This window comes from Alloscardovia omnicolens DSM 21503, assembly GCF_000420505.1.
GTDB lineage: Bacteria > Actinomycetota > Actinomycetes > Actinomycetales > Bifidobacteriaceae > Alloscardovia > Alloscardovia omnicolens.
Window position 1 is genome coordinate 91,107 of record NZ_ATVB01000002.1, and the last position, 19,955, is coordinate 111,061.

At 45.1% G+C, this 19,955-nt stretch carries 18 protein-coding genes; 3 read left to right on the plus strand and 15 right to left on the minus strand.

Annotation, left to right across the window (positions count from 1 at the left end; translation table 11 throughout):
- The first annotated feature begins 1 nt into the window (after position 1).
- Entirely contained in the window at positions 2-439 is a 438-nt protein-coding gene (locus G464_RS0101465) for an FHA domain-containing protein (RefSeq protein ID WP_021618405.1), read from the plus strand.
- Positions 440-504: 65 nt separating this feature from the next.
- The gene (locus G464_RS0101470) at positions 505-1,161 is read left to right on the plus strand and encodes a MerR family transcriptional regulator (protein ID WP_021618404.1); all 657 of its coding nucleotides are present in this window, start codon (positions 505-507) and stop codon (positions 1,159-1,161) included.
- A 122-nt stretch (positions 1,162-1,283) separates the two neighbouring features.
- Here the strand turns inward: G464_RS0101470 and G464_RS0101475 are convergent, their stop codons facing one another.
- The 7 genes from G464_RS0101475 to G464_RS0101505 all read right to left on the minus strand — a co-directional run bounded on the left by G464_RS0101475 (position 1,284) and on the right by G464_RS0101505 (position 11,235).
- The gene (locus G464_RS0101475) at positions 1,284-1,997 is read right to left on the minus strand and encodes an HAD hydrolase-like protein (protein ID WP_022856454.1); all 714 of its coding nucleotides are present in this window, start codon (positions 1,995-1,997) and stop codon (positions 1,284-1,286) included.
- Complete coding sequence (locus G464_RS0101480; RefSeq protein ID WP_021618402.1) at positions 1,990-2,337, minus strand: RNA polymerase-binding protein RbpA; 348 nt, start codon at positions 2,335-2,337, stop codon at positions 1,990-1,992. The genes G464_RS0101475 and G464_RS0101480 overlap by 8 nt, the downstream gene beginning before the upstream one ends.
- A 71-nt stretch (positions 2,338-2,408) precedes the next feature.
- On the minus strand, positions 2,409-4,934 hold the full coding sequence (locus G464_RS0101485) for a DEAD/DEAH box helicase (protein ID WP_022856455.1): 2,526 nt from the start codon (positions 4,932-4,934) through the stop codon (positions 2,409-2,411).
- 16 nt (positions 4,935-4,950) lie between these two features.
- Entirely contained in the window at positions 4,951-5,358 is a 408-nt protein-coding gene (locus G464_RS08465) for a hypothetical protein (protein ID WP_022856456.1), read from the minus strand.
- A 149-nt stretch (positions 5,359-5,507) separates the two neighbouring features.
- On the minus strand, positions 5,508-7,454 hold the full coding sequence (locus tag G464_RS0101495; RefSeq protein ID WP_022856457.1) for a helix-turn-helix transcriptional regulator: 1,947 nt from the start codon (positions 7,452-7,454) through the stop codon (positions 5,508-5,510).
- Positions 7,455-8,281: 827 nt separating this feature from the next.
- Positions 8,282-10,465, minus strand: a complete 2,184-nt coding sequence (gene der / locus G464_RS0101500; protein WP_022856458.1) for a bifunctional cytidylate kinase/GTPase Der — start codon at positions 10,463-10,465, stop codon at positions 8,282-8,284.
- A complete protein-coding gene (locus tag G464_RS0101505) occupies positions 10,462-11,235 on the minus strand; it encodes a pseudouridine synthase (protein WP_022856459.1) in 774 nt (257 codons plus the stop codon). The genes der and G464_RS0101505 overlap by 4 nt, the downstream gene beginning before the upstream one ends.
- Before the next feature lie 99 nt (positions 11,236-11,334).
- Between G464_RS0101505 and G464_RS0101510 the strand changes: the two genes are divergently transcribed.
- A complete protein-coding gene (locus tag G464_RS0101510) occupies positions 11,335-12,300 on the plus strand; it encodes an MIP/aquaporin family protein (RefSeq protein WP_022856460.1) in 966 nt (321 codons plus the stop codon).
- 58 nt (positions 12,301-12,358) lie between these two features.
- On the opposite strand, the gene G464_RS08470 is transcribed toward G464_RS0101510, so the two are convergent.
- The 8 genes from G464_RS08470 to ruvB are packed head-to-tail and all read right to left on the minus strand — an operon-like array spanning position 12,359 to position 19,937.
- Positions 12,359-12,628: a hypothetical protein gene (locus G464_RS08470; protein ID WP_022856461.1), complete on the minus strand. Its 270-nt coding sequence runs from the start codon at positions 12,626-12,628 to the stop codon at positions 12,359-12,361.
- Between the two features lie 21 nt (positions 12,629-12,649).
- A complete protein-coding gene (gene purH, locus G464_RS0101520; protein ID WP_022856462.1) occupies positions 12,650-14,245 on the minus strand; it encodes a bifunctional phosphoribosylaminoimidazolecarboxamide formyltransferase/IMP cyclohydrolase in 1,596 nt (531 codons plus the stop codon).
- The gene (locus tag G464_RS08475; protein WP_022856463.1) at positions 14,238-15,653 is read right to left on the minus strand and encodes a cell division protein PerM; all 1,416 of its coding nucleotides are present in this window, start codon (positions 15,651-15,653) and stop codon (positions 14,238-14,240) included. Before G464_RS08475 ends, purH begins: the two co-directional genes overlap by 8 nt.
- A 2-nt stretch (positions 15,654-15,655) precedes the next feature.
- Positions 15,656-16,579: a succinate--CoA ligase subunit alpha gene (gene sucD, locus G464_RS0101530; RefSeq protein ID WP_026472521.1), complete on the minus strand. Its 924-nt coding sequence runs from the start codon at positions 16,577-16,579 to the stop codon at positions 15,656-15,658.
- Complete coding sequence (sucC, locus tag G464_RS08480; RefSeq protein WP_022856465.1) at positions 16,579-17,847, minus strand: ADP-forming succinate--CoA ligase subunit beta; 1,269 nt, start codon at positions 17,845-17,847, stop codon at positions 16,579-16,581. Before sucC ends, sucD begins: the two co-directional genes overlap by 1 nt.
- Positions 17,848-17,886: 39 nt before the next feature.
- Positions 17,887-18,465: an adenine phosphoribosyltransferase gene (locus tag G464_RS0101540; protein WP_021618390.1), complete on the minus strand. Its 579-nt coding sequence runs from the start codon at positions 18,463-18,465 to the stop codon at positions 17,887-17,889.
- Positions 18,466-18,484: 19 nt separating this feature from the next.
- Positions 18,485-18,853 carry a preprotein translocase subunit YajC gene (gene yajC / locus G464_RS08485; protein ID WP_022856466.1) on the minus strand — a complete coding sequence of 123 codons (369 nt, stop codon included), beginning with the start codon at positions 18,851-18,853 and terminating at the stop codon, positions 18,485-18,487.
- Positions 18,854-18,890: 37 nt separating this feature from the next.
- Complete coding sequence (gene ruvB / locus G464_RS0101550) at positions 18,891-19,937, minus strand: Holliday junction branch migration DNA helicase RuvB (RefSeq protein ID WP_208853772.1); 1,047 nt, start codon at positions 19,935-19,937, stop codon at positions 18,891-18,893.
- Positions 19,938-19,955: the final 18 nt, after the last annotated feature.

A 19,955-nucleotide genomic window follows, 5' to 3' on the forward strand; every position in this document is an offset into this window, starting at 1 on the left:
TATGGTTATTTCAATTCCGACAGCCGGAGAGACAACAAGTATTGGTTTACCAGCTATAACAGTTCCTGTTACAGCTACAGGGGAGCGCCCATTAACGCAGGAAGATATGAACACGATTGCTCAGCTTTCTGATACATCCGCTCTACTGATTGCAACACGCGGAGCCGATGGAGCACGTTATCTTTTGGATGCAGACGTTATTACTGCAGGACGTGATGCGGCCAGCGATATTGTGCTCGACGATAACACTGTATCGCGTGAGCATACGATTTTTAAGCGCTCAGGAAGTGTTTTTACTGTTGAAGATGCAGGAAGCTTAAACGGTACTTATGTGAACCGTGAACGCGTTGATTCTGCACGCCTGAACAGCGGAGATGAGATTATTATCGGGCGTTTCCGCTTTGCTTTCTTCACAAAGTCTCCAGCTGTTGTGCAGTAAGTCAACACAATCAACACATTTCTCGCTCTACAATATGTACTAGAAAAAATGTGAAAGTTGGGGTTATGGAAGAAACAGAACGTCCACAGTTAAGTTTGCATGTGCGGTTATCTGAACGTCAGGATTTGAGTAATCATAATGCCATTCAGGGTACACTTTTTACTCTTGATGATAATCGTGAAGAGGTGGGGTACAGGGGAGTAGTAGCCTCTAAAGTTGCCGGTATCACCTATCGCCAGCTCGATTATTGGGCACGTAAACATATTGTGGAACCAAGCATTACCCCATCGACAGGCTCTGGTTCACGTAGGCTATATTCTTTTAAAGATATTATTATTTTAGCTGTAGCGAAGAAATTGCTCGATACGGGTGTGAACCTCAATAATGTGACCACAGCTTTGAGCTATTTGAATACCAGCAGCATGGATAAGCTTGAAACAGCCATTATTGTGTCTGATGGTATGCATATTTTTGAATGCACAAGCGAAGCTGAAATGCTTGAATTATTGCGTGCGGGTCATGCTGTATTTGGCATTTCCGTGGGTGTTTTGTATACCGAAATTACTGAAGCGTTACGCAATGAAGAATCGTCTCAGCCAGAGAATGCTGCGCCACGGGTACGCAATAATTCAGTACAAACTATTGATGAGTTAGCGCAGCGTCGTATGTGTCGCAAGTTGGAATTACAGCAGCGTGCATTACATCAAGCACAAGTTATTTAAGTAATTTTTATAAACAAGACCGCTGAAACTCTTGAGAGGAGGATTAGCGGTCTTGTATATCTAAACGTATTCAGTAATCACGTCATATCAAATCTGACATAACGTACATTATCGGGATAATCTTAATTATTATTGAAAGCTTTTTCTACAGCCTCAACAAGACCATCTACTGTTGGAGCAACAACATCACAGTTATGTTCTTCGAACTCACCTTCAGCCGCATAACCCCATCCAGCGCCGATAGCTGGAATACCGTTTTCGTGAGCGCCATCAATATCTGTCCAACGATCTCCAACCATAACTGCATGGTCGCCGTCATCTTCGCTGTAATGGATTTTCTCGAATACGTAGCGGATAATTTCATTCTTGTGTAAACGGCTGGTATCTGAGCCGCCTGTAGCTCCAAATATTCCTGTTACGAGATATTCCAAACCAATATGTTCACACAGCAAAATTGCTTCACGCTGAGGTTTTGCTGTACATACCACGAGCATATAGCCCATCTCGCGCAATTTTTGGAGCTGACCTAAGTATCCGAAATACATGCGGCTCAAATACAGTCCAGGAATAAGCTGTCCAGGGCTTTGAGGGTCGTCGAAATATGGCTTGGTATAAGACTCACGGAAGAAATCAACAGCTTCCTGAGCATTGTCTTCAAAGCCGTGTGTGCTAAAGGAATCAAGCAATGGCGGGCCAATAAAAGTATTTAACTCGTCATCTGTAGGTAGCGGCTTATTGAAATGCTCGAAAGTCAAGCGCACAGATGCCAAAATACCTGGATGGGATTCAACTGTTGTGCCGTCAAGGTCAAGTAAAACAATGCGTCGATTACTCATAATCTGGGAACCATCCTTCACGCTTCATTTGTAAACGCTTTTCAAGTAAAGTCTTGAGCTCTTCTGGTGTACGCCTTTCTAGTAACATATCCCAGTGAGTTCGTGTTGGCTTGGTAATTTCATTTGGCTCTTCGTCTTCTGCATTTTCCAGCTTTGCGGTTTGACCGCAACGGCATTCCCACTCTAATGGTGGTTCTGCTTCAGAAGATAAAGGCAAAATTGTTTTATGTCCGTGTGGACATACATAACTCACATCGGTGCGGTCTGCGAACTCGACGTTATCGTCAGATTCGAGAGATTTTGCACCAATGCTCATACCACGAAGGCTGCGCTCTGCCATACATTTTCTCCTTAGTTATTCCCTATCTACCGTACAAAACACAGCAGACTGAAGTATTATTCCCGTAGCTGTTAAATCGGATTTAATGCTACGATACCGTGATTAATCACATCATAAGCTTCATTAGCTACTCGCGAGAGATCATCGTTGCCGAGAATGGTGCCGATATGAGCTAACTGTGTGAGTACATCACATGTACGATTACAGCTACGCACGAAATCTCCTGCTGTTAAATCTGGTGCGTTGCGTAAGACATCAGTAAGAGGCTTCTCACTAACCCAATCAAACATGACTTCTACAAGACCAAAATCAATATCTGCGTTCGTATCCAAATCAAAGGATTCACACATGAACTGCAATTCCTTATCTATGACTTTAATGCGGTTAACTGTAGTAGCTAGCACTCCCCTCGCTCCACCTGGATAATGTGAAGGTTCACGAGTTGATCCATATCGAGATTCATAGACAAAAGCTGCCATCAGTGCAGCACATTCTTGGGCATCGAGATTGTTAAAAATTCCCTCGTCAATGCACTGAGCGAGTAATAAATCATTTTCGCTATACACGTGACGCAGTAAATCTCCGCGTTGTGTGAGTTCTAGCTCTCCCCTAGAACCTTCGCGAAGATAATCCAAGTGAGTTAGTACTGAACAAATACGGTCAAAATGACGAGATACGGATTGCGTACGAGAAGCTACTCGGTTTTCTAAATGCTCCAATTCTCGTGTTTGACGAGCCCAGCGATGACCCCAACGCACATGATCAGAAAAATCAGGACAATTTTTGCACGAATGGGTTTTTTCCTTATTTTTCAGAACAGCAAGTTTCTTATCTAACTGGGCAAAAGCCTTTTTGCGCTGCGATTCAGAGCGGAAAACCGTAGATTTAAGAATACGACGGTCATGCTTTTCGATATCGGAAATCTTCATACGAATACGCATAAAGTCTTCGAAATCGCCCATATCGCAGTGCATTGCTTCACTATACGAGCCTACGATGCTGCGTGTTTCTTCTAAGGTGGCGACCAAACTGTCTGCAGAAGCATTTGCTTCCCATTGAGCGAAAGAATGATCTAAAGTAGCTCGTGACTGTTCTAAAGTATGCGTATGCAAAAGGTTTACAGCCATGTTAAAAGTAGGCGTAAAACTTGAGTGTAAAGGATATACACGCTTCGAAGCTAAATTAGCTGCAGCTGCCGGCACAAAATCTTGGTGATCTACGACTACAGCATGCCCAATAGTATCAATACCACGACGACCTGCACGTCCAGTGAGCTGCGTGAACTCGCCAGGAGTCAGATTCACATGTCCTACCCCATTAAATTTCACGAGTTTTTCTACAATAACGCTACGTGCTGGCATATTAATACCTAAAGCCAAAGTTTCTGTAGCGAAAACAACTTTAATAAGACCTTGCTCAAAAAGAGCTTCAACGATATGACGGAAAAGTGTAATCATGCCCGCGTGATGTGCCGCAAATCCCAACTCTAGAGCTGCTAAGAAGTGATGGAAATGCAGAGCTTTCTTCTCATCAGCGCTCAGTTGACCATCAATCATCTCGTTAACAATCGAGCGGATACGATGAACTTCTTGCGGCGTTGTCAGCTCTAAACCTGCTTGCAAGCACTGCTGAACAGCTTTATCACAGCCTGTTCGAGAGAAAATAAAATAAATTCCCGGTAGCATACCAAGAAAGTCAAGTTCGTCTACAACCGCCCACCTTTTCGGCGTGTAATGGCGTATAGGTGCCGGAAGAGCGCGCGAACGTTTTCTGCCATGATTGTCCAGTCCGAAAGATTTACGGTTTCGACTTGCTGCTTCACGACGTGCTTGATCATCTAAATTCGCTAAAGCTTGAACAAGCGAACGGTTAATTTTAGTGGATTGAGGGCTTTGATACAGGTCAAAAACCTGCGGTTCTTTACGTGCAGAGTCTTGAAGCAGAACATGCTGTAACAGCGGAACAGGTCGTGTTTCTGACATAATCAGCGCAGTATCTCCTCGCACAGAGCGAATCCACGCAGTAAAATCCTCAATATTCGACACTGTTGCAGATAAGCCAATAATTTTAACAGTATCTGGTAAATGAATAATAACTTCTTCCCATACTTGGCCGCGCATACGGTCAGCAAGGTAATGAATTTCATCAAGAACCACGTATCCTAAAGCGTTGAGTGTGCTTGATTTTTCATAGAGCATATTGCGCAACACTTCAGTAGTCATAACGACAATATCTGCTTCGGAATTAATAGAGACATCGCCGGTGAGCAGCCCTACCCTATCTTCACCATATGCGGCAGCCAGCTCATGGAACTTCTGATTACTTAAAGCTTTAATTGGCGTCGTATAGAATGCCTTCACATTACGTTGCTGCGCCAAGAAAATAGCGAAGTCTGCTACAACAGTTTTGCCCGCTCCTGTAGGCGCTGCTACTAAAACATTCTGATTATTTTCGAGTGCTTGGCATGCATCACGTTGAAAATCATCGATATCGAAACTTAAAGACTGAGAAAAAAGCCCTGTTAGGCTTTTACGCTGTTTTTGGGATGCCTGGAAAGCAGCATAACGCTGTGCAGGACTTAGTTGTTCTTCGGACATAGACCCTTAATCTGTATTAGTCTAGATTAGTATTAAGTCGAGCACGTTCATCGCTAATCTGCGCTGCTTGCTCCAACTGCTCGCTCATCTGTTCGAGATCTTTCTGAGAGTAGCTCGTCCAGCGGTTAAAAGCTTTTTCATGACGTAATGAACGTGCTATATGCTTCTTCTCTACTGCTTCGCGCGTCCTGGCATACCTATCCGCCGCATCAGTCAGCGGCCTAGTGAAGAATGGCACAGAGTTGTCCAGAGCAGCATCGCGCTCCTGTGGACTCATGCGCCCCATAATCTGCCCCACTTCGTCGGCAGTGCTACCAACTTTCGCAAGTGCATCCAACCCGTGGCGTACAACGTAATACACTCCATACGCAAAGTTAGCGAAAAGGAAAATCCACAGTAGAATCCATACCCAGAACGGAACCATATTAATTCTCCTTATTCTTCACTAAAGCGCAAATAATTCTCAACCAGACAGACAGTATAAGTAGCAACTGGAAAGCCACTACCGCAAGTCAGCCATTGAACAGACGCTACAACTCACTAAGCAACCCAATCAACACAAATCCTACCAACTCACTCAGCTTGCGTATTCATGCTAAGCTCATGCTCCGCACGAGCAATGCACATGGACTGCAAGGTTGCAGGACCCACCGCAGTAATGTGGCGTGCGTGGGCAATGCAGAAAGCAACAAACCATGAGTCGGAGGAAACAGTCAGGTGCACTTTCTGTCCTTCACCGAAATCCTCAACCTTAGCGTCTGGAAGATTCAAAATAAATGGCAAATTCTTCTGCGCGGTCACAAAGACTGCTGGAGTACCATTTTCGAAACTCCACTCCCTCAGTTCTGCTAATGGAACATCAGGAATATCAATGTCATGGCTTGGCTCCACGCTTTCCACGCGACCAATACGGGCTAAACGTAATGTTTGCCATTGAGCGGAAGCTTCGTTACGAATTGGTGTGTGGCGTGGTGAATCAGCATCATATGAACGAGTGCTTGGTTCTTTACGATCCTCGTCGCTTACGCCAGTCCATACAGCTGCGTAATACACGCCCTCATCAACGTAAATCTGTGCAGGTGCAACAAGCTTATGGCGTGTGCGTCCGGCTCCATCAGTGTAATCCATATCGAGCAGTTTTCCACGCTCAATTGCATCATGTACTACCTGATAGCTAGCTGGTTCAAGTTCATAGTCGGTCAAACTCAACCAAGCAGTAGAGTTCTGTGCAGCGTTATCGTTTTCTTCTTGCAAACGCTCAAACAAAACCTCAGCACTCTTACGGTAGCTTTCCGACATCAGCGGTGAATGAGCTAAATAGCTAACCGATGCTGTCAGCAAGCTCATATACTGAGCAGAAACGCCTGCCAAACGTTCTAATCCTAAGGAATTAGTAGCGGCAACAATACCTTCTGACTCCAGCAAAGACCAGTCAATATCAAAGAACTGACTTCCTGCTAACTCACCATCATCCGAAACGGTAGTTAAAGTGCCAATATCTTTGCGGATAATCTGAACGTTCTTCTTCTCCTCTTCTGGAGTATGCGGAACAGCAATAAAACGTTCGGCCAACTCGCTGAGCAAATATTCTTCGCCTAAATGAGCAGATAAGAACAACATAAGACGCAAACGGCGGTCTACTTCCGAACCTGTTTGGAAGGAAGACCCCTTACGTTCCGACTTAGAATCGCCATCCTCATCCTCGTTCTGTTCTTCAAGCTTCTTGCGCAACTCGCTGACAGCAATCAAGTTCTCAGACTCAGCAGGAACGGTTACCTCTTCAAACGCTACTGCCGCATTCAAACGACGAACGAAAGCATCAACTGCTTCCTGAGGGCTGACGATAGTTGCACCAGGATGTTCTAAGACGTACGAAGCCAAATCATCAGAATCTGTATACGCAACGTTAATATTCTCTCCGTCCACCATAACGGTAGCTGTAAAACGGCGAGAATCTACAACGCGCATGAGATTTTCAGGAATAGTTTGTGTGCCTAAACCAGGAGCTATCGAGTCTAAACCTAAACCAGGGGTCGGAGCTTGCGCAACATGAGGCTGAGTACGCGAAGCCTTGTGATTACGCTTATCTTCAGCCTTTTTTTCGTCCGACTTTGCAGACATAGCCAAAGAACGTGCCAAATAATTTGCTGCAGCTAAAATAGGTAGCTCTTCAGCTTCAAAGTGCATGCGAGTTCGAGGTTCGTCACCCAACTGCAGACGGTAGGATGCAAAATCCTGTCCCTCTGACTTGGAGGAATATTCAGGTTGACGAGATTCGATAGCAATGCCCATTGCGGTCAGCTTTGCGCGGTCACGTTGGAATTGCTTGGCAAAAGCTGCCTTCGCTGCTTGATCAGCTAATTCACCGTACGAATCAGCATACGCTTTCACACGTTGCGCTATTTGACGGGAAGTTAGCCATTGCGGGAATGCAGAAGATAAAACTGCTAATACGTCAAGTTCGTGCTTGCCCCACTTATCAGAAAATCGTCGCCTACCGTGAGAAGATCCTTCAGCCATCAGCCCTCGCGTTAATTTAAGTTGTTTATAACTCCGTCTATTATAGAGTACTTTTCTTGAAAATGCACCTTTACTGGACATTTTGGCGAATTGCGAAAAATTCGCGCTTAGTTCAGCTGATTTTTTAGGTATTTTCGTTCAGTAATAAAACAGCGATACTGCTGAAAATACTTGATTATAGCGGTTTTCCTGCGTGTGCGTATGGAGTATGCCGCGCGTATATACCGAAACTATTTTTATCTTTAGGTATCGCAACTTGAGATGTGTATGATGACTGACTTCTTATGAATGTTAACGCTATATTGCAAGCATGAAAGTTGTAGACGTTGAGTTGTGATATCGATTGTCCGTTCGGATTCGAGCGGGAAAAGACAACAGACGCAGGCTGATTTGTTCGCACAGTAATCTTGTTAGATTTTGTACACTAGGTCTTGGTAAGGCGTTGAATTTTGTTACACGCGTAATCCGAGAAATCCTTATACCAAAGTGCTCGTCAAACGCTGAAAGGTAGTTCCGCCACGAATTATATAGAGCGGTATATTCTGATTCGTGTGTTTTATCTTTCATAACTATCCATAGCACTACTCGTTAAAGCAGTTTCACCACTCAAATCAGTGCTGGTAAAAGCTTTACCAGCACTGCTGCGCTCAGCTATGAACGATACAGCAGAAACGCACGCCCGCACACTAATCCGCACACTAATCCGCCAATCACAGTCTGCAAAACATGCACGGAAACCAGCAACAAAAGAAGTCTGAGTGAACTGCCTCCTGTCGCTTGAACTTTATTTATCAGTTCAAAAAGGGAGACGGCTCACTCATTCACACCTACTTACGCTTTTTCTTTTCACGCACATTCACAGAAATCTGTATTGGTGTTCCTTCGAAACCAAATTCGTCACGTAAGGAATGCTCAATAAAGCGACGATAGCTGTGATCTAAGAAGCCAGTAGTGAAAATCACGAAGCGTGGCGGACGGTTGGATGCCTGTGTAGCGAACAAAATACGTGGCTGCTTACCACCTCGCAAAGGATGCGGATGAGCTGCCTGAACCTGGCCAAGGAAAGAGTTCAAACGTCCAGTAGATACGCGCTTATCCCAGTTTTCGAGAGCTGTATCCATCGCCAATTTCAAACGGTTCGTATGCCAACCGGTTAAAGCAGACAAATTCACACGCTGAGCCCAGGTCACACGATTAAACTCAGTCTTCCATAAGCGTTCGATGCGTTGACGACCAAAATCATCCAACTTGTCCCACTTATTGAACACGAGCACAATAGCGCGTCCTGCATCTACTGCTTGGCTCATAACTTTCAGGTCTTGATCAGAAATTGGTTCAGATACATCAAAAAGAACCAGAGCCAGTTCGGAACGCTCAATAGCAGCTTGCGTACGCAAGCTGGAATAGTAATCTGCTCCCGATTGTTTGTGCAGACGGCGCTTAATGCCTGCAGTATCGATGAACAGCCAATCTTGTCCACCAACATTCACAACTTCATCGACAGGATCGCGCGTAGTTCCGGCAATATCAGAAACAACAGCGCGGTTTTCGCCAGACAGTTGGTTAAGTAAGGACGACTTACCTACATTTGGACGACCTACCAGAGCAATGCGTCGCAAATGGGATGGAGTTAGCAGACCAGAGGTTTTCTCTGCTTGAGCCAACTTAGCGAGAGCAACATCGAGCAAATCACCCACGCCGCGACCATGCATAGCCGAAATAGGATACGGCTCTCCAAGTCCAAGGTTCCAGAACTCAGCAGCCTGATATTCAGACATCTGCGTATCAAGCTTATTAGCGGCTACAGTAACTGGCTTACCAGAAGCGCGCAGCATAGACACAATACGTTCATCGCTAGCAGTTAAACCTACAGCACCATCAACAACAAGAACTACTGCATCTGCTAATTGCACAGCAATTTGGGCTTGAGATGCAATAGCAGAATCAATACCTTCTACATCTGCTTCCCAACCGCCTGTATCCACGAGTTGGAAGCGAGTTCCTGCCCATTCTGCTTCATAGGTAACGCGGTCACGTGTAACGCCAGGGGTGTCTTCTACAATGGCGGCTCGACGACCTAAAATACGGTTGACTAAAGTAGATTTACCCACATTTGGGCGACCTACAATAGCTAAAACGCCAACCGTGTCGTCTTCCTCATCGTCTTGAGAAGCGTCGATAAAAGCATCGTCAGACAGGTATGCTTCATCGCCTTCTTCAAGTTCGTACTCATTCATCTGGTCAACATAGTTGCTAAACAACTGCTCATCTATAGCAGCATCAACCATATCAACAAGAACTTGCACGGTTTGGTCAAAACTCATATCTGAGTTATCAACTAAAGTAACGCCTTCTGCAGCTTCTTGGAATGATGTTACTTGTGCATCCTTAGCATCACGAGCAGCAACATTATCAGAAGCGACATTATCGAAAGCGAGATCAGATGAATGCGTTGTGTTCTGTGCTTTCTGTGCATTTTGAGCATTACGGCGTGCCTGGCGAACATCTTCGCGTGCGGTCAGAAGCACACGCACATCAGCATCAGGAGCTACAACGGTTGTAATGTCTCGTCCTTCAACAACAATGCCTGCACCATTCGAGAAACCTTGAGGATTTTCTTCCCCCGCAATGTAGGCGCGTTGAGCAGCAATCAGTACGTGACGGATAGGGATAATCGAGGAAATTGCTGACACATGTGAAGCAACCTGTGTTGAGCGAATTTCGTCACTAATATCTTGACTATCACTGGTAACGCCGGGCACGTCGGGATCGAGTGAAATATCAAAATGATCTTCAGTAAAGAAGCGTGCTACTAATTCAGTTAAACGCTCCTCCTGCTCAGGGCTTGCAGAATCAAAATCAAGACTCTCCCCCTGGCTGAGGCACCACCATGCGGCAGCACGATACATGGCACCAGTATCTAAATAAGCGTATCCAAAATGCTTAGCCACAGCACGAGATGTGCTGGACTTTCCCACGCCTGATGGACCATCAATCGCTACAGTAATCATAGACCAACCGCCTTTGCGAGAGAATCTACTTCAGTTTTAGACAAAATACGGTATGAACCTGCTTTGATTTCGCCCAGTTTGATTGGTCCAATCTGTGTGCGCACCAAACGTACAACGGGGAAACCAATAGAACCGAAAATTCGGCGCACAATACGGTTGCGTCCAGAGTGCAGAACAACACGCAACATAGAATACTCACGTGTTTGATCGAGAACTGTGCACTGGTCGAACTTAATCCAACCGTCATCTAACTGAACGCCGGTACGTACTAAACGACGAGCAATATTTCCACCAATATGACCTTCTACCGTAACAATATAGGTTTTAGGAATTTCATATTTTGGATGCATAACATGCTGAGCAAGCTCACCGTCATCTGTCATAAGAATAAGACCTTCGGAATCATAATCCAAACGTCCCATATGGAAGACGCGCTCATAGCCATCGCCAATAATATCGCGTAAGGTCCAGCGACCTTTCTTATCTTCCATAGCAGAAAGCACTTTCTTAGGCTTGTTCAGAGCTAAGGTAATGTGCTTATTTGATAAACGAATGTGGGAACCGTCAACACGAATCTCTTGCTTTTTTGGATCTACGCGTGTACCTAACTCGGTAATGAGCTGACCGTCAACTTCAACGCGACCGTCAGTAATCATAATTTCGCATTTACGGCGAGAGCCAAAACCTGCTTGAGCTAATACTTTTTGAAGACGGATTCCGGATTCGGATTCTTCGTGTGCTTTTTTAGCACGGGAATATGGATGTGGCATCGTTCTCCCAACGTGGCCTAGAAGATTTTAATAACAAACATGTACATTATAGGTGGAGGGGTTGATAGGATAGCTACGTTCACTACAAGTGAGGTTTTTATGACAGATAATTTAGTGTATACAACTCAAACGGAGAAACCATCTCACCGCTTGAGCAATAATCTTTTAGTTCGTGTAGCAGCAGAATTCGTGGGAACTGCTGTTATTGCTTTTGCTATTTATGTAATCAGCTCTTGGGGAACTATGATTAATTCCAATTCGAGCCTGATTATGGTTGGCGTGGGTACTGGTTTAGCTTATGCTGCCGCAAGCTTAACCTTCGGTCGTGCAAGTGGCGGTCATTTTAATCCAGCTGTGAGTTTTGCTGGTATGTTGACTGGTGTTGTTACATGGCTGCAAGGTCTGCTCTATATCGTCGCTCAAGTTTTGGGTGCTTTAGCAGCTGCAGGTGTATGGCATCTGCTCACTCCTGTGTCTCAGAATGCACCTCGCAAGATGTGGATGAGCATTGTTGTTAATGGTTTCGGCACGAACTCTACGTCTGCTACTTTGCTCGGTTCCAGCTCAGGCTTGAGCTTTGGTATTACCGCAGCTGTTGTTATGGAACTTGTGTTTACGATTGTTGTGATTACTGCTTTCTACACCACTGTTCGCCCTAACGGTTCTGCACACAAGAATCATGCTTTTGCTCTTGCTGCTGCTTATGGCGTGAGTGCTATGGCTTTGTATTTGGTCGACGGTGTGGGATTAAATCCTGCTCGTTCTACAGGTATTGCTGTGGTAGGTTCTTTTGATGGTTTGACTACGAACCCATTACAGCAGTTATGGGTATTTTGGATTGTTCCTTTGGTTGCTGCTGCTGTGGTTGCTTTTGGTTTGATTATTCGTGATTCTGTTCAGGCTCAGCGCGCTGAAACTGAGGCTGCTGTTGCTGCTTTACGTTTAGAACAGGAAGCTGCTGCAGCTGCTGATGACGGTGATGATGAGGCAACAGATGAGGATGCAGAAGAATCCTTACCTGAGGTCATTGTTGAAACTGAAGAGCCAAACGCTGAGAAAGAATAACAATCTTTCTCTAATATAATTTTGCCCTATCGCTTTCAAGCGATAGGGCAAAATTATATTAGAGAGCCATAATGCTTATATACGTTCCTACTAATCCTATGGATAAACCGAAACTAATAAAAGCATCGAAAGCTACGGAACGTATTTTCCATGGGGCTTTGTCACGGGCAAGAACACGCCACAGTCCCATGAGAAATGCAAAAGCTGCAAACAAGTAGGTTGCCCAGTCAACATGATCGAACCATGTGAAGATCACTGCGAGCACAATAACACTCAGAGTTATAGTACTTGGCCATAACGGTTCAATATGATCCGGTGTGCGTTTCATGGGCAATCTCCTGTGTGCTTTTTAGTGGAAGAAGTGACGAGTGCCAGTAACGTACATGGTAATGCCGGCTTCTTGTGCAGCCTGGAATACTTCCTCATCACGAATAGAACCACCAGGATGAACGATTGCTTTAACGCCAGCATCGGTGAGAATCTTCATACCATCAGCAAATGGGAAGAATGCATCGGAAGCGGCAACAGCACCTTGAGTACGGTTTGCACCGTCAGCCAAAGTATTAGCACGGTCAACAGCCAAGTGAGAGGAATCTACACGGTTCACCTGACCCATACCAATACCTACAGTTGCACCGTCATGCGCAATCAAAATAGCGTTTGACTTTACCGAACGTACAGCACGCCATGCGAACTGCAAATCAGCAAGGGTTTGCTCATCTGCAGCTTCGCCTGCTACCAGTGTCCAGTTGGTTGGATTATCGCCTTCAGACTGGAAAATATCCATATCCTGTACGAGCAAACCGCCATCAATCTGGCGAATCTGTGGATGAGACACAGGAGATACAGGAACTTTCAAAATGCGAAGATTCTTCTTCGTTTGCAAGAGTTCCAAAGCTTCAGGCTCATAATCTGGAGCAACAATAACCTCGGTGAAGATTGGCTTCACATTCTGTGCCATCTCGAGGCTGACTGTGGTATTAGCTGCGATGACTCCGCCGTAAGCGCTCATAGGATCGCATGCATGAGCTTTCTTGTGTGCTTGGGCAACAGTGTCTCCAATAGCTAAACCACAAGGATTGGAATGCTTCACTACGGCAACAGCAATCTGCTCTGGGAAATCCCACACACTGCGCCAAGCGGAATCTGCATCCACATAGTTGTTGTAGCTCATAGGCTTACCGCCGAGCTGCTCAGCATGAGCAAAATCACCGCTAGTTAATGGATCAACATAGAGAGATGCATTTTGGTGAGAGTTCTCGCCATAACGCAATACAGCAGCCTTATCCCATGTGCGGGAATAAGTAGCGAAGTCGCTCTTCTCCCCCATGCTTTCTGGCTTCGTCCACTGCTTGCTTGCCCACTCAATAATGGTGGAATCATAAGCTGCAGTGTGAGCGAAAGCCTTAGCTGCGAGATAACGACGCTCTTCGAGAGTGAATCCTTCACCGTTATCTACGCGCTCGGCGAGTAAAGCATAATCAGCTGGATCAGTAATAACTGCTACTGTTGCTGCATTTTTTGCTGAAGCGCGTACCATAGAAGGTCCGCCAATATCAATCTTTTCAATAATATCTGCTTCACCAGCACCGGAACGTACGGTATCTGCGAATGGATAAAGATTAACAATAACCGCATCAAATGGCTCAACCTCAAGATTCTTCAGCTGAGCAACATGATCGGCATTAGTCATATCTGCCAAAATTCCAGCATGAATACGTGGATGCAGAGTTTTTACGCGACCATCAAGGCATTCTGGGAAGCCTGTTACCTGTTCTGCTGAGGTAACATCTACACCATAGCTTGCTAATGCTTGAGCTGTGGAACCTGTGGAGACCACAGCGGTTCCTGCTTTAACGAAGGCTTGAGCCAGAACTTCAAGACCTTCCTTGTGGTAGACGGAAACAAGCGCACGCTTAATTGGGCGTGAGGTGGTTTCACTCATTATTGTCCTCCCGTGGGTGGTTGTGGATTGGGAAAATCTCAGAAGCATCCTCATCACCGAGGTCGCTGTTTTCAGTTTCGTCGTTGTCGTCTGTTGTCGCTGTATTTTCAGACGCATCAGTTGCAGTATGCTTACGGTCGGTTATATATGTGAAAGCTGCTTGCAGTAAAGCAATCATTAAAGCAAGAAGCCATGCAACCATAAGCCCCCACTGCAGCGGACGACCAAAAGTGTTCATGCTTGCGCCTATAGATAGTCCAACATGCGCAAGATTTTTATGACCTAAAGCGCCAGAAGAAGCCGGAATAAGCAGCATAACAACAGGAATAACAATAATAATACTGGTAATAAAACTTCCAATAGGATAAAGAAAATCAATAAAGCTCGTTAAAGTGCGACGCTTTTTCAGCAATCGATATTCACGCGGACTATACAAAGAATACAAACCCAATTGAATAACGCACACAATAGGTACAAGGAGAATAGCGCGTTGAGCTATCTGCGTAGATACAGGTTCAGGCAGAACACCGAAAATTGGGATAGGAGGTAAATGAGAGGATTGACCAATCCACAAATTGAATTGCCCTAGTGTACCAATGGAAATAGTTGCTCCCAGCACCCAACCCAAAGCCCAAATAATCAGGTTAGGCAACCATGCAAGAGTAAAAATACTCGTCATAATTTGTGAGCCTATGCCCATATGAGTCATGGAGAAGACTTTAAGCATGGATTGATAACCTAATGCAATCCACATGATAAGCGTGACAATGCCTATAAGAGCATAAATCCACAGTATGCGGCAGGCAGTGCGCAATCCTAAGGCAATTGTTCTGCGCGTTGTTGCAGATAAATAGCGTTTGAGTTGCGTGGAACACCATGTGTATTCAGGTGATTCTTTAGATCGAGACCATAGATAAGCGATGAGTGCGATGCATGTGGGATACAAGAGCACTGCCCATAACGGTGAGGCAATGGACGAGCGTATATACAGCGCAACAAGAGCAATAATTGCTGTCCACGTGACTATGCTTGCGATGTTTCCTATAAGAGTATTAGCACGACGCAGTAATACACGACGAAAAACGCTGATACAGATTGCACTTAATCCCAAAGGAATAATAGACAAGACTAATGTATCTGTTTTTATGGCTATACCTTGAGACAGCACAATAATCATTGCAGTGAATGAGGAACTAATATCACTGAGATCTGTTCCCGCATCCATACCTGCTATAAGCAGGAATAACGCGGATGCGAGAAATACAAACAGCGCAAATAAGAAGAACGCTATGACCGCAGAAAGCATACCATAGACGATGCTTCGCATATGACTTCTTGCAGGTGCAGCAGATGGCGTAGCTGTATCTGCTGTGTAGTCCTGGGATGAAATCGTGCGGCCTTGTGGCATATTTAGAGATTCTCCATAACGTTGCGCATAAGTTGGGCTGTTTCGCTTGGATTACGACCTACTTGAATACCGCAGGCTTCCAATGCTTCCTTTTTACCCTGAGCTGTTCCGCTTCCACCTGATACGATAGCACCTGCATGCCCCATTTGCTTACCCTCTGGCGCGCTATAACCGGCGATATAGGCAACAATTGGCTTGGTCATGTGTTCACGAGCCCATAAGGCGAGTTCTTGTTCAGCGCTACCACCAATTTCTCCAATGAGTACGCAGGCTTTGACCTGAGGATCATTGTTGAGAATTTCAAGAGCTTCTTGCTGAGTTGTACCAATAATAGAATCTCCACCCACGCCGATAGCTGCGCGGAAACCATAATCAGCAAGTTCGGACATAAGCTGATAGGTTAAGGTACCAGACTTAGAGACTAAACCAAGGCTACCGGTGGATACAATACCATCGGGAATAATACCTAAATTAACGCCGTATAAACCTTCAGTTTGTTCATCCGCTGACGTATAGGTGGATAACCCTGGACAGTTTGGTCCTACAATACGCACATTGTGTTGGCGTGCTAATGCAACGCAGTATGCTGTGTCTGCTACAGGTATGCCTTCGGTAATGGCCACGATGAGTGGAATTTCAGCTTCAATAGCTTCTACCATAGCTGATTTAGCGAAACGTGGTGGCACAAAAATAACAGAAGCTTGAGCACCAGTAGCATTTTTTGCTTCAGCACAAGTGGCATAAATAGCTACATCGCGCGTACCTTGCATGTCTTCAAATTGAAGGAATTGACCGCCTTTGCGTGGATTAACACCAGCTACAATATTGGTACCAGCCTTCAACATACGTGCGGTATGGGTCATTCCCTGGTGTCCAGTCATACCTTGCACAATTACAGGAGCATTAGGACGAATAAAACTCATTATTATGCCTCCTCACTGTTTGCACTGTCTGCACTCTCTACAGCTGTGATATGCAGTGCATCAGCAGCTTTGCGTACAGCGTTTTCAGCAGCTTTGCGTACAGCGTTTTCAGCAGCTTCAATCATGGTATGTGCAACATGAATACGTGGATGTGCTGCCTGATGAAGAATCTCTAGTCCTTCAGCACCCTCATTACCGTCAAAACGGATAACAATATCTTTGACTTGTTCGCTAGATTCTTCCAGCTGCGTTACTGCTTGAAGAATACCTTGAGCAACGAGTTTGCAGGAAGTAATACCACCATAAACGTTCACGAAAACAGACTGAACCTTTGAGTCCGACATAACGATGCTCAGGCTTTCGGCCATAATCTGTGCTGATGCTCCTCCCCCGATATCGAGGAAGTTGGCAGGTTTAATAGGCTGCTCATACCGTGCACCTGCATCAGCTACTGCATCGATGGAGCTCATAACCAGACCAGCGCCGTTACCAATAACTCCTACTTCGCCGTCGAGGTGTACATAGTGCAAATCATACTGCGCAGCTCGAGCTTCGAGTGGATCTTGTTCAAAAGTCGTGTCGAAGCGGTGCCAGTTATCGTGACGGAAAGCAGCGTTGGAATCAAGAGAAATCTTAGCATCAAGAGCAATTAAGCGTTTGGATGATTCATCTTCTGGGTGCCCAATCTTAGCTAAAGGATTGATTTCCACAAGCGTTGCATCATTCTCAATAAATGTATGCCACATGTCTAAGAGAACCTGAGCAGCTTGGTCATTGTCTGCATGGTGGAAACCAATTTCCTGAGCCATTTTTTGAGCAGCTTCGAAATCGAAATTATCCAAAGGATTAATGTGCAATCGCTTAACATGCTCAGGATGTTCGCGTGCGATTTCTTCAACTTCAGTGCCGCCAGCTGCTGTGGCAAGAACGTCATAATCACGTGAAGAACGATCTACAGAAATGGACACATAGTATTCGTGTAAAATTGATGCTGCTTTAACAATGAGCAGACCTCGCACTTTATGACCATGAATAGTCATTCCCAGAATATGCTGCGCCATAAAGCGAGCTTCTTCTTCATCGTGCACGATTTTTACACCACCAGCTTGACCGCGATGCCCAATGCGTACTTGTGCCTTGATGACGCATGGATAGCCGATAGAGCGTGCAGCTTCAACAGCTTCATCTACTGTGCTTGCGAAAATCCCTTCTGGAACAGGAACATTATTCTCCTGCAGAAGTTCACGAGCTTGGTATTCGTATAAATCCATTCTTATTGCTCCTCACACTGCCATGTAGAACGCGGTTATTTAAGCAGGCATAACCATCATGGTAGACATAGGATGGTTATCTAACTTGGCTGTGCCATCTAAACCGTCCAACTCCATAACAAAGCTAAAGCCAGCAACAGAACAGTCAATACTTTCGAATAATTTCATTGCCGCCCATGCAGTACCACCAGTTGCGATGAGATCATCGACGATGAGGATGCGAGAACCTGGCTTAACTAAATCTTTTTCGATTTCCATAGTTGCCTTGCCATACTCTAAGTCGTAGCTTTGAGAAAGCACTGGTGGTGGCAACTTGCCTGCTTTACGCACAGCAATAAAACCTTTATCGAGTTTTTGAGCTAATGCCGTACCAATAAGGAAACCGCGTGCTTCCAAACCAGCGATATAGTCAAATTCGCTAGGCATAACAGGTAAAGCATTAACAAGCCCTTGAATAAGAAGATTCATGCTTTTTGCTTGAGCAAAAACTGGCATAAAGTCACGGAAAAGTATTCCCTCAGATGGAAAATCAGGAATAGTGCGAATAAGAGAGCACAGATAGTCTGCATCCTCTTGTGGAAGTAAGTTGGGGCTTGATAACGAAATATCAGAAGTCATTGTGGTAAGATTATCGATTCTACTTAGTTACGGTTTCTGATTCAGCTTCTGTAGCGTCCTTCTGGTCTAGGTCTTCAGACTCTAGAGGATTGCCATCTTCATCAACGTCATCATCGCTTACATATGCTGGAATAACTGGAGGCTCTGTAATTGCTTGAATACGCCACTTGGTTAAGCTACCTTCAGAGTTGATAATCACAACATCGCGATCTAAATCAACGGATTCAACGGTTCCTAACAGACCGGAAACAGTAGCAACCTCAGTGCCTGGTTTCAAGCTTTCGCGGTAATCTTGTACCTTTTGCTGCTGCTTCTTTTGCTGACGAGTGCTCCAAAAAGTGAAACCAATCATGGCAATGAGCAGAATAATCAGCATCTCGTAACCCATGTAAAACTCCTTGAGAGATAAAAAATACTTTTAGATTCTAGAACAGTGATGTGACATCATCAGGAGGCGTTAAACCCAAATGATTCCACGCTTTTGAAGTAGCTACACGACCGCGTGGAGTGCGTGTCATAAAGCCTTCACGCACTAAATACGGTTCGCATACTGTTTCTACTGTTTCAGACTCCTCACCCACCATGGCAGATAAGTTGTTGAGTCCTACAGGTCCGCCGGCAAAATTCTTGCACATTGCTGTAAGCACAGCAATATCTAAGCGGTCTAGACCTTGGGAATCAATCTGATACAGTTCCAAAGCATCGAGCACAGATTCTGAATTAACAACATCTAAGGAATGAACAATTGCCCAATCGCGCACACGACGAAGTAGACGGTTAGCTACACGTGGTGTGCCACGAGAGCGAATGGCAAGCTCATAAGCTGCATCATCATCAACGCGAATGCCAAGCACATCGGCAGACCGTAGAATAAGTTTTTTTAACTCACTTGTTGGGTAATAATCCAAGTGAGCTGTAAAACCAAAGCGTGCGCGCAACGGAGATGGTAGCATGCCTTCGCGCGTGGTAGCACCAATAACAGTAAAACGTGGTAAAGTCAGCGGAATAGAGGAAGCACCTGGCCCCTTACCCACCATAACGTCTACACGGAAATCTTCCATTGCAATATACAGCAATTCTTCTGCAGCTCGGGGCAAACGATGAATTTCATCAATAAAAAGAACTTCGCCTTCTTCTAAAGATGACACTATCGATGCTAAATCTCCTGCATGCTGAATTGCAGGTCCAGAGGTAACACGAATCGGTACTCCTAATTCATGTGCCACAATCATAGATAAAGTAGTTTTACCAAGACCTGGAGGACCAGCCAGCAAAATATGATCAGGTGGAACAGCGCGCAATTGAGCTGCATCAAGAAATAGCTTCATCTGCGCCTTGAGTTGTGGCTGCCCAATAAAAGTATCGAGAGTGTCTGGACGCAACTCTTCATCGCTGACCTGTTCATTAGTATGAGGTTCAGCGGAAATCATGCGCAGACCTTCTTCGCGCGCATCATTTGGCATATTGAGCATGTCTGGTTGATTCATAGA

Bases quoted from the DNA above. Each gene is read 5' to 3' on its own strand.
- G464_RS0101465 (WP_021618405.1), top strand. From the start codon at position 2: ATGGTTATTTCAATTCCGACAGCCGGAGAGACAACAAGTATTGGTTTA.
- G464_RS0101470 (WP_021618404.1), top strand. From the start codon at position 505: ATGGAAGAAACAGAACGTCCACAGTTAAGTTTGCATGTGCGGTTATCT.
- G464_RS0101475 (WP_022856454.1), bottom strand. From the start codon at position 1,997: ATGAGTAATCGACGCATTGTTTTACTTGACCTTGACGGCACAACAGTT.
- G464_RS0101480 (WP_021618402.1), bottom strand. From the start codon at position 2,337: ATGGCAGAGCGCAGCCTTCGTGGTATGAGCATTGGTGCAAAATCTCTC.
- G464_RS0101485 (WP_022856455.1), bottom strand. From the start codon at position 4,934: ATGTCCGAAGAACAACTAAGTCCTGCACAGCGTTATGCTGCTTTCCAG.
- G464_RS08465 (WP_022856456.1), bottom strand. From the start codon at position 5,358: ATGGTTCCGTTCTGGGTATGGATTCTACTGTGGATTTTCCTTTTCGCT.
- G464_RS0101495 (WP_022856457.1), bottom strand. From the start codon at position 7,454: ATGGCTGAAGGATCTTCTCACGGTAGGCGACGATTTTCTGATAAGTGG.
- der (WP_022856458.1), bottom strand. From the start codon at position 10,465: ATGATTACTGTAGCGATTGATGGTCCATCAGGCGTGGGAAAGTCCAGC.
- G464_RS0101505 (WP_022856459.1), bottom strand. From the start codon at position 11,235: ATGCCACATCCATATTCCCGTGCTAAAAAAGCACACGAAGAATCCGAA.
- G464_RS0101510 (WP_022856460.1), top strand. From the start codon at position 11,335: ATGACAGATAATTTAGTGTATACAACTCAAACGGAGAAACCATCTCAC.
- G464_RS08470 (WP_022856461.1), bottom strand. From the start codon at position 12,628: ATGAAACGCACACCGGATCATATTGAACCGTTATGGCCAAGTACTATA.
- purH (WP_022856462.1), bottom strand. From the start codon at position 14,245: ATGAGTGAAACCACCTCACGCCCAATTAAGCGTGCGCTTGTTTCCGTC.
- G464_RS08475 (WP_022856463.1), bottom strand. From the start codon at position 15,653: ATGCCACAAGGCCGCACGATTTCATCCCAGGACTACACAGCAGATACA.
- sucC (WP_022856465.1), bottom strand. From the start codon at position 17,847: ATGGATTTATACGAATACCAAGCTCGTGAACTTCTGCAGGAGAATAAT.
- G464_RS0101540 (WP_021618390.1), bottom strand. From the start codon at position 18,465: ATGACTTCTGATATTTCGTTATCAAGCCCCAACTTACTTCCACAAGAG.
- yajC (WP_022856466.1), bottom strand. From the start codon at position 18,853: ATGGGTTACGAGATGCTGATTATTCTGCTCATTGCCATGATTGGTTTC.
- ruvB (WP_208853772.1), bottom strand. From the start codon at position 19,937: ATGCTCAATATGCCAAATGATGCGCGCGAAGAAGGTCTGCGCATGATT.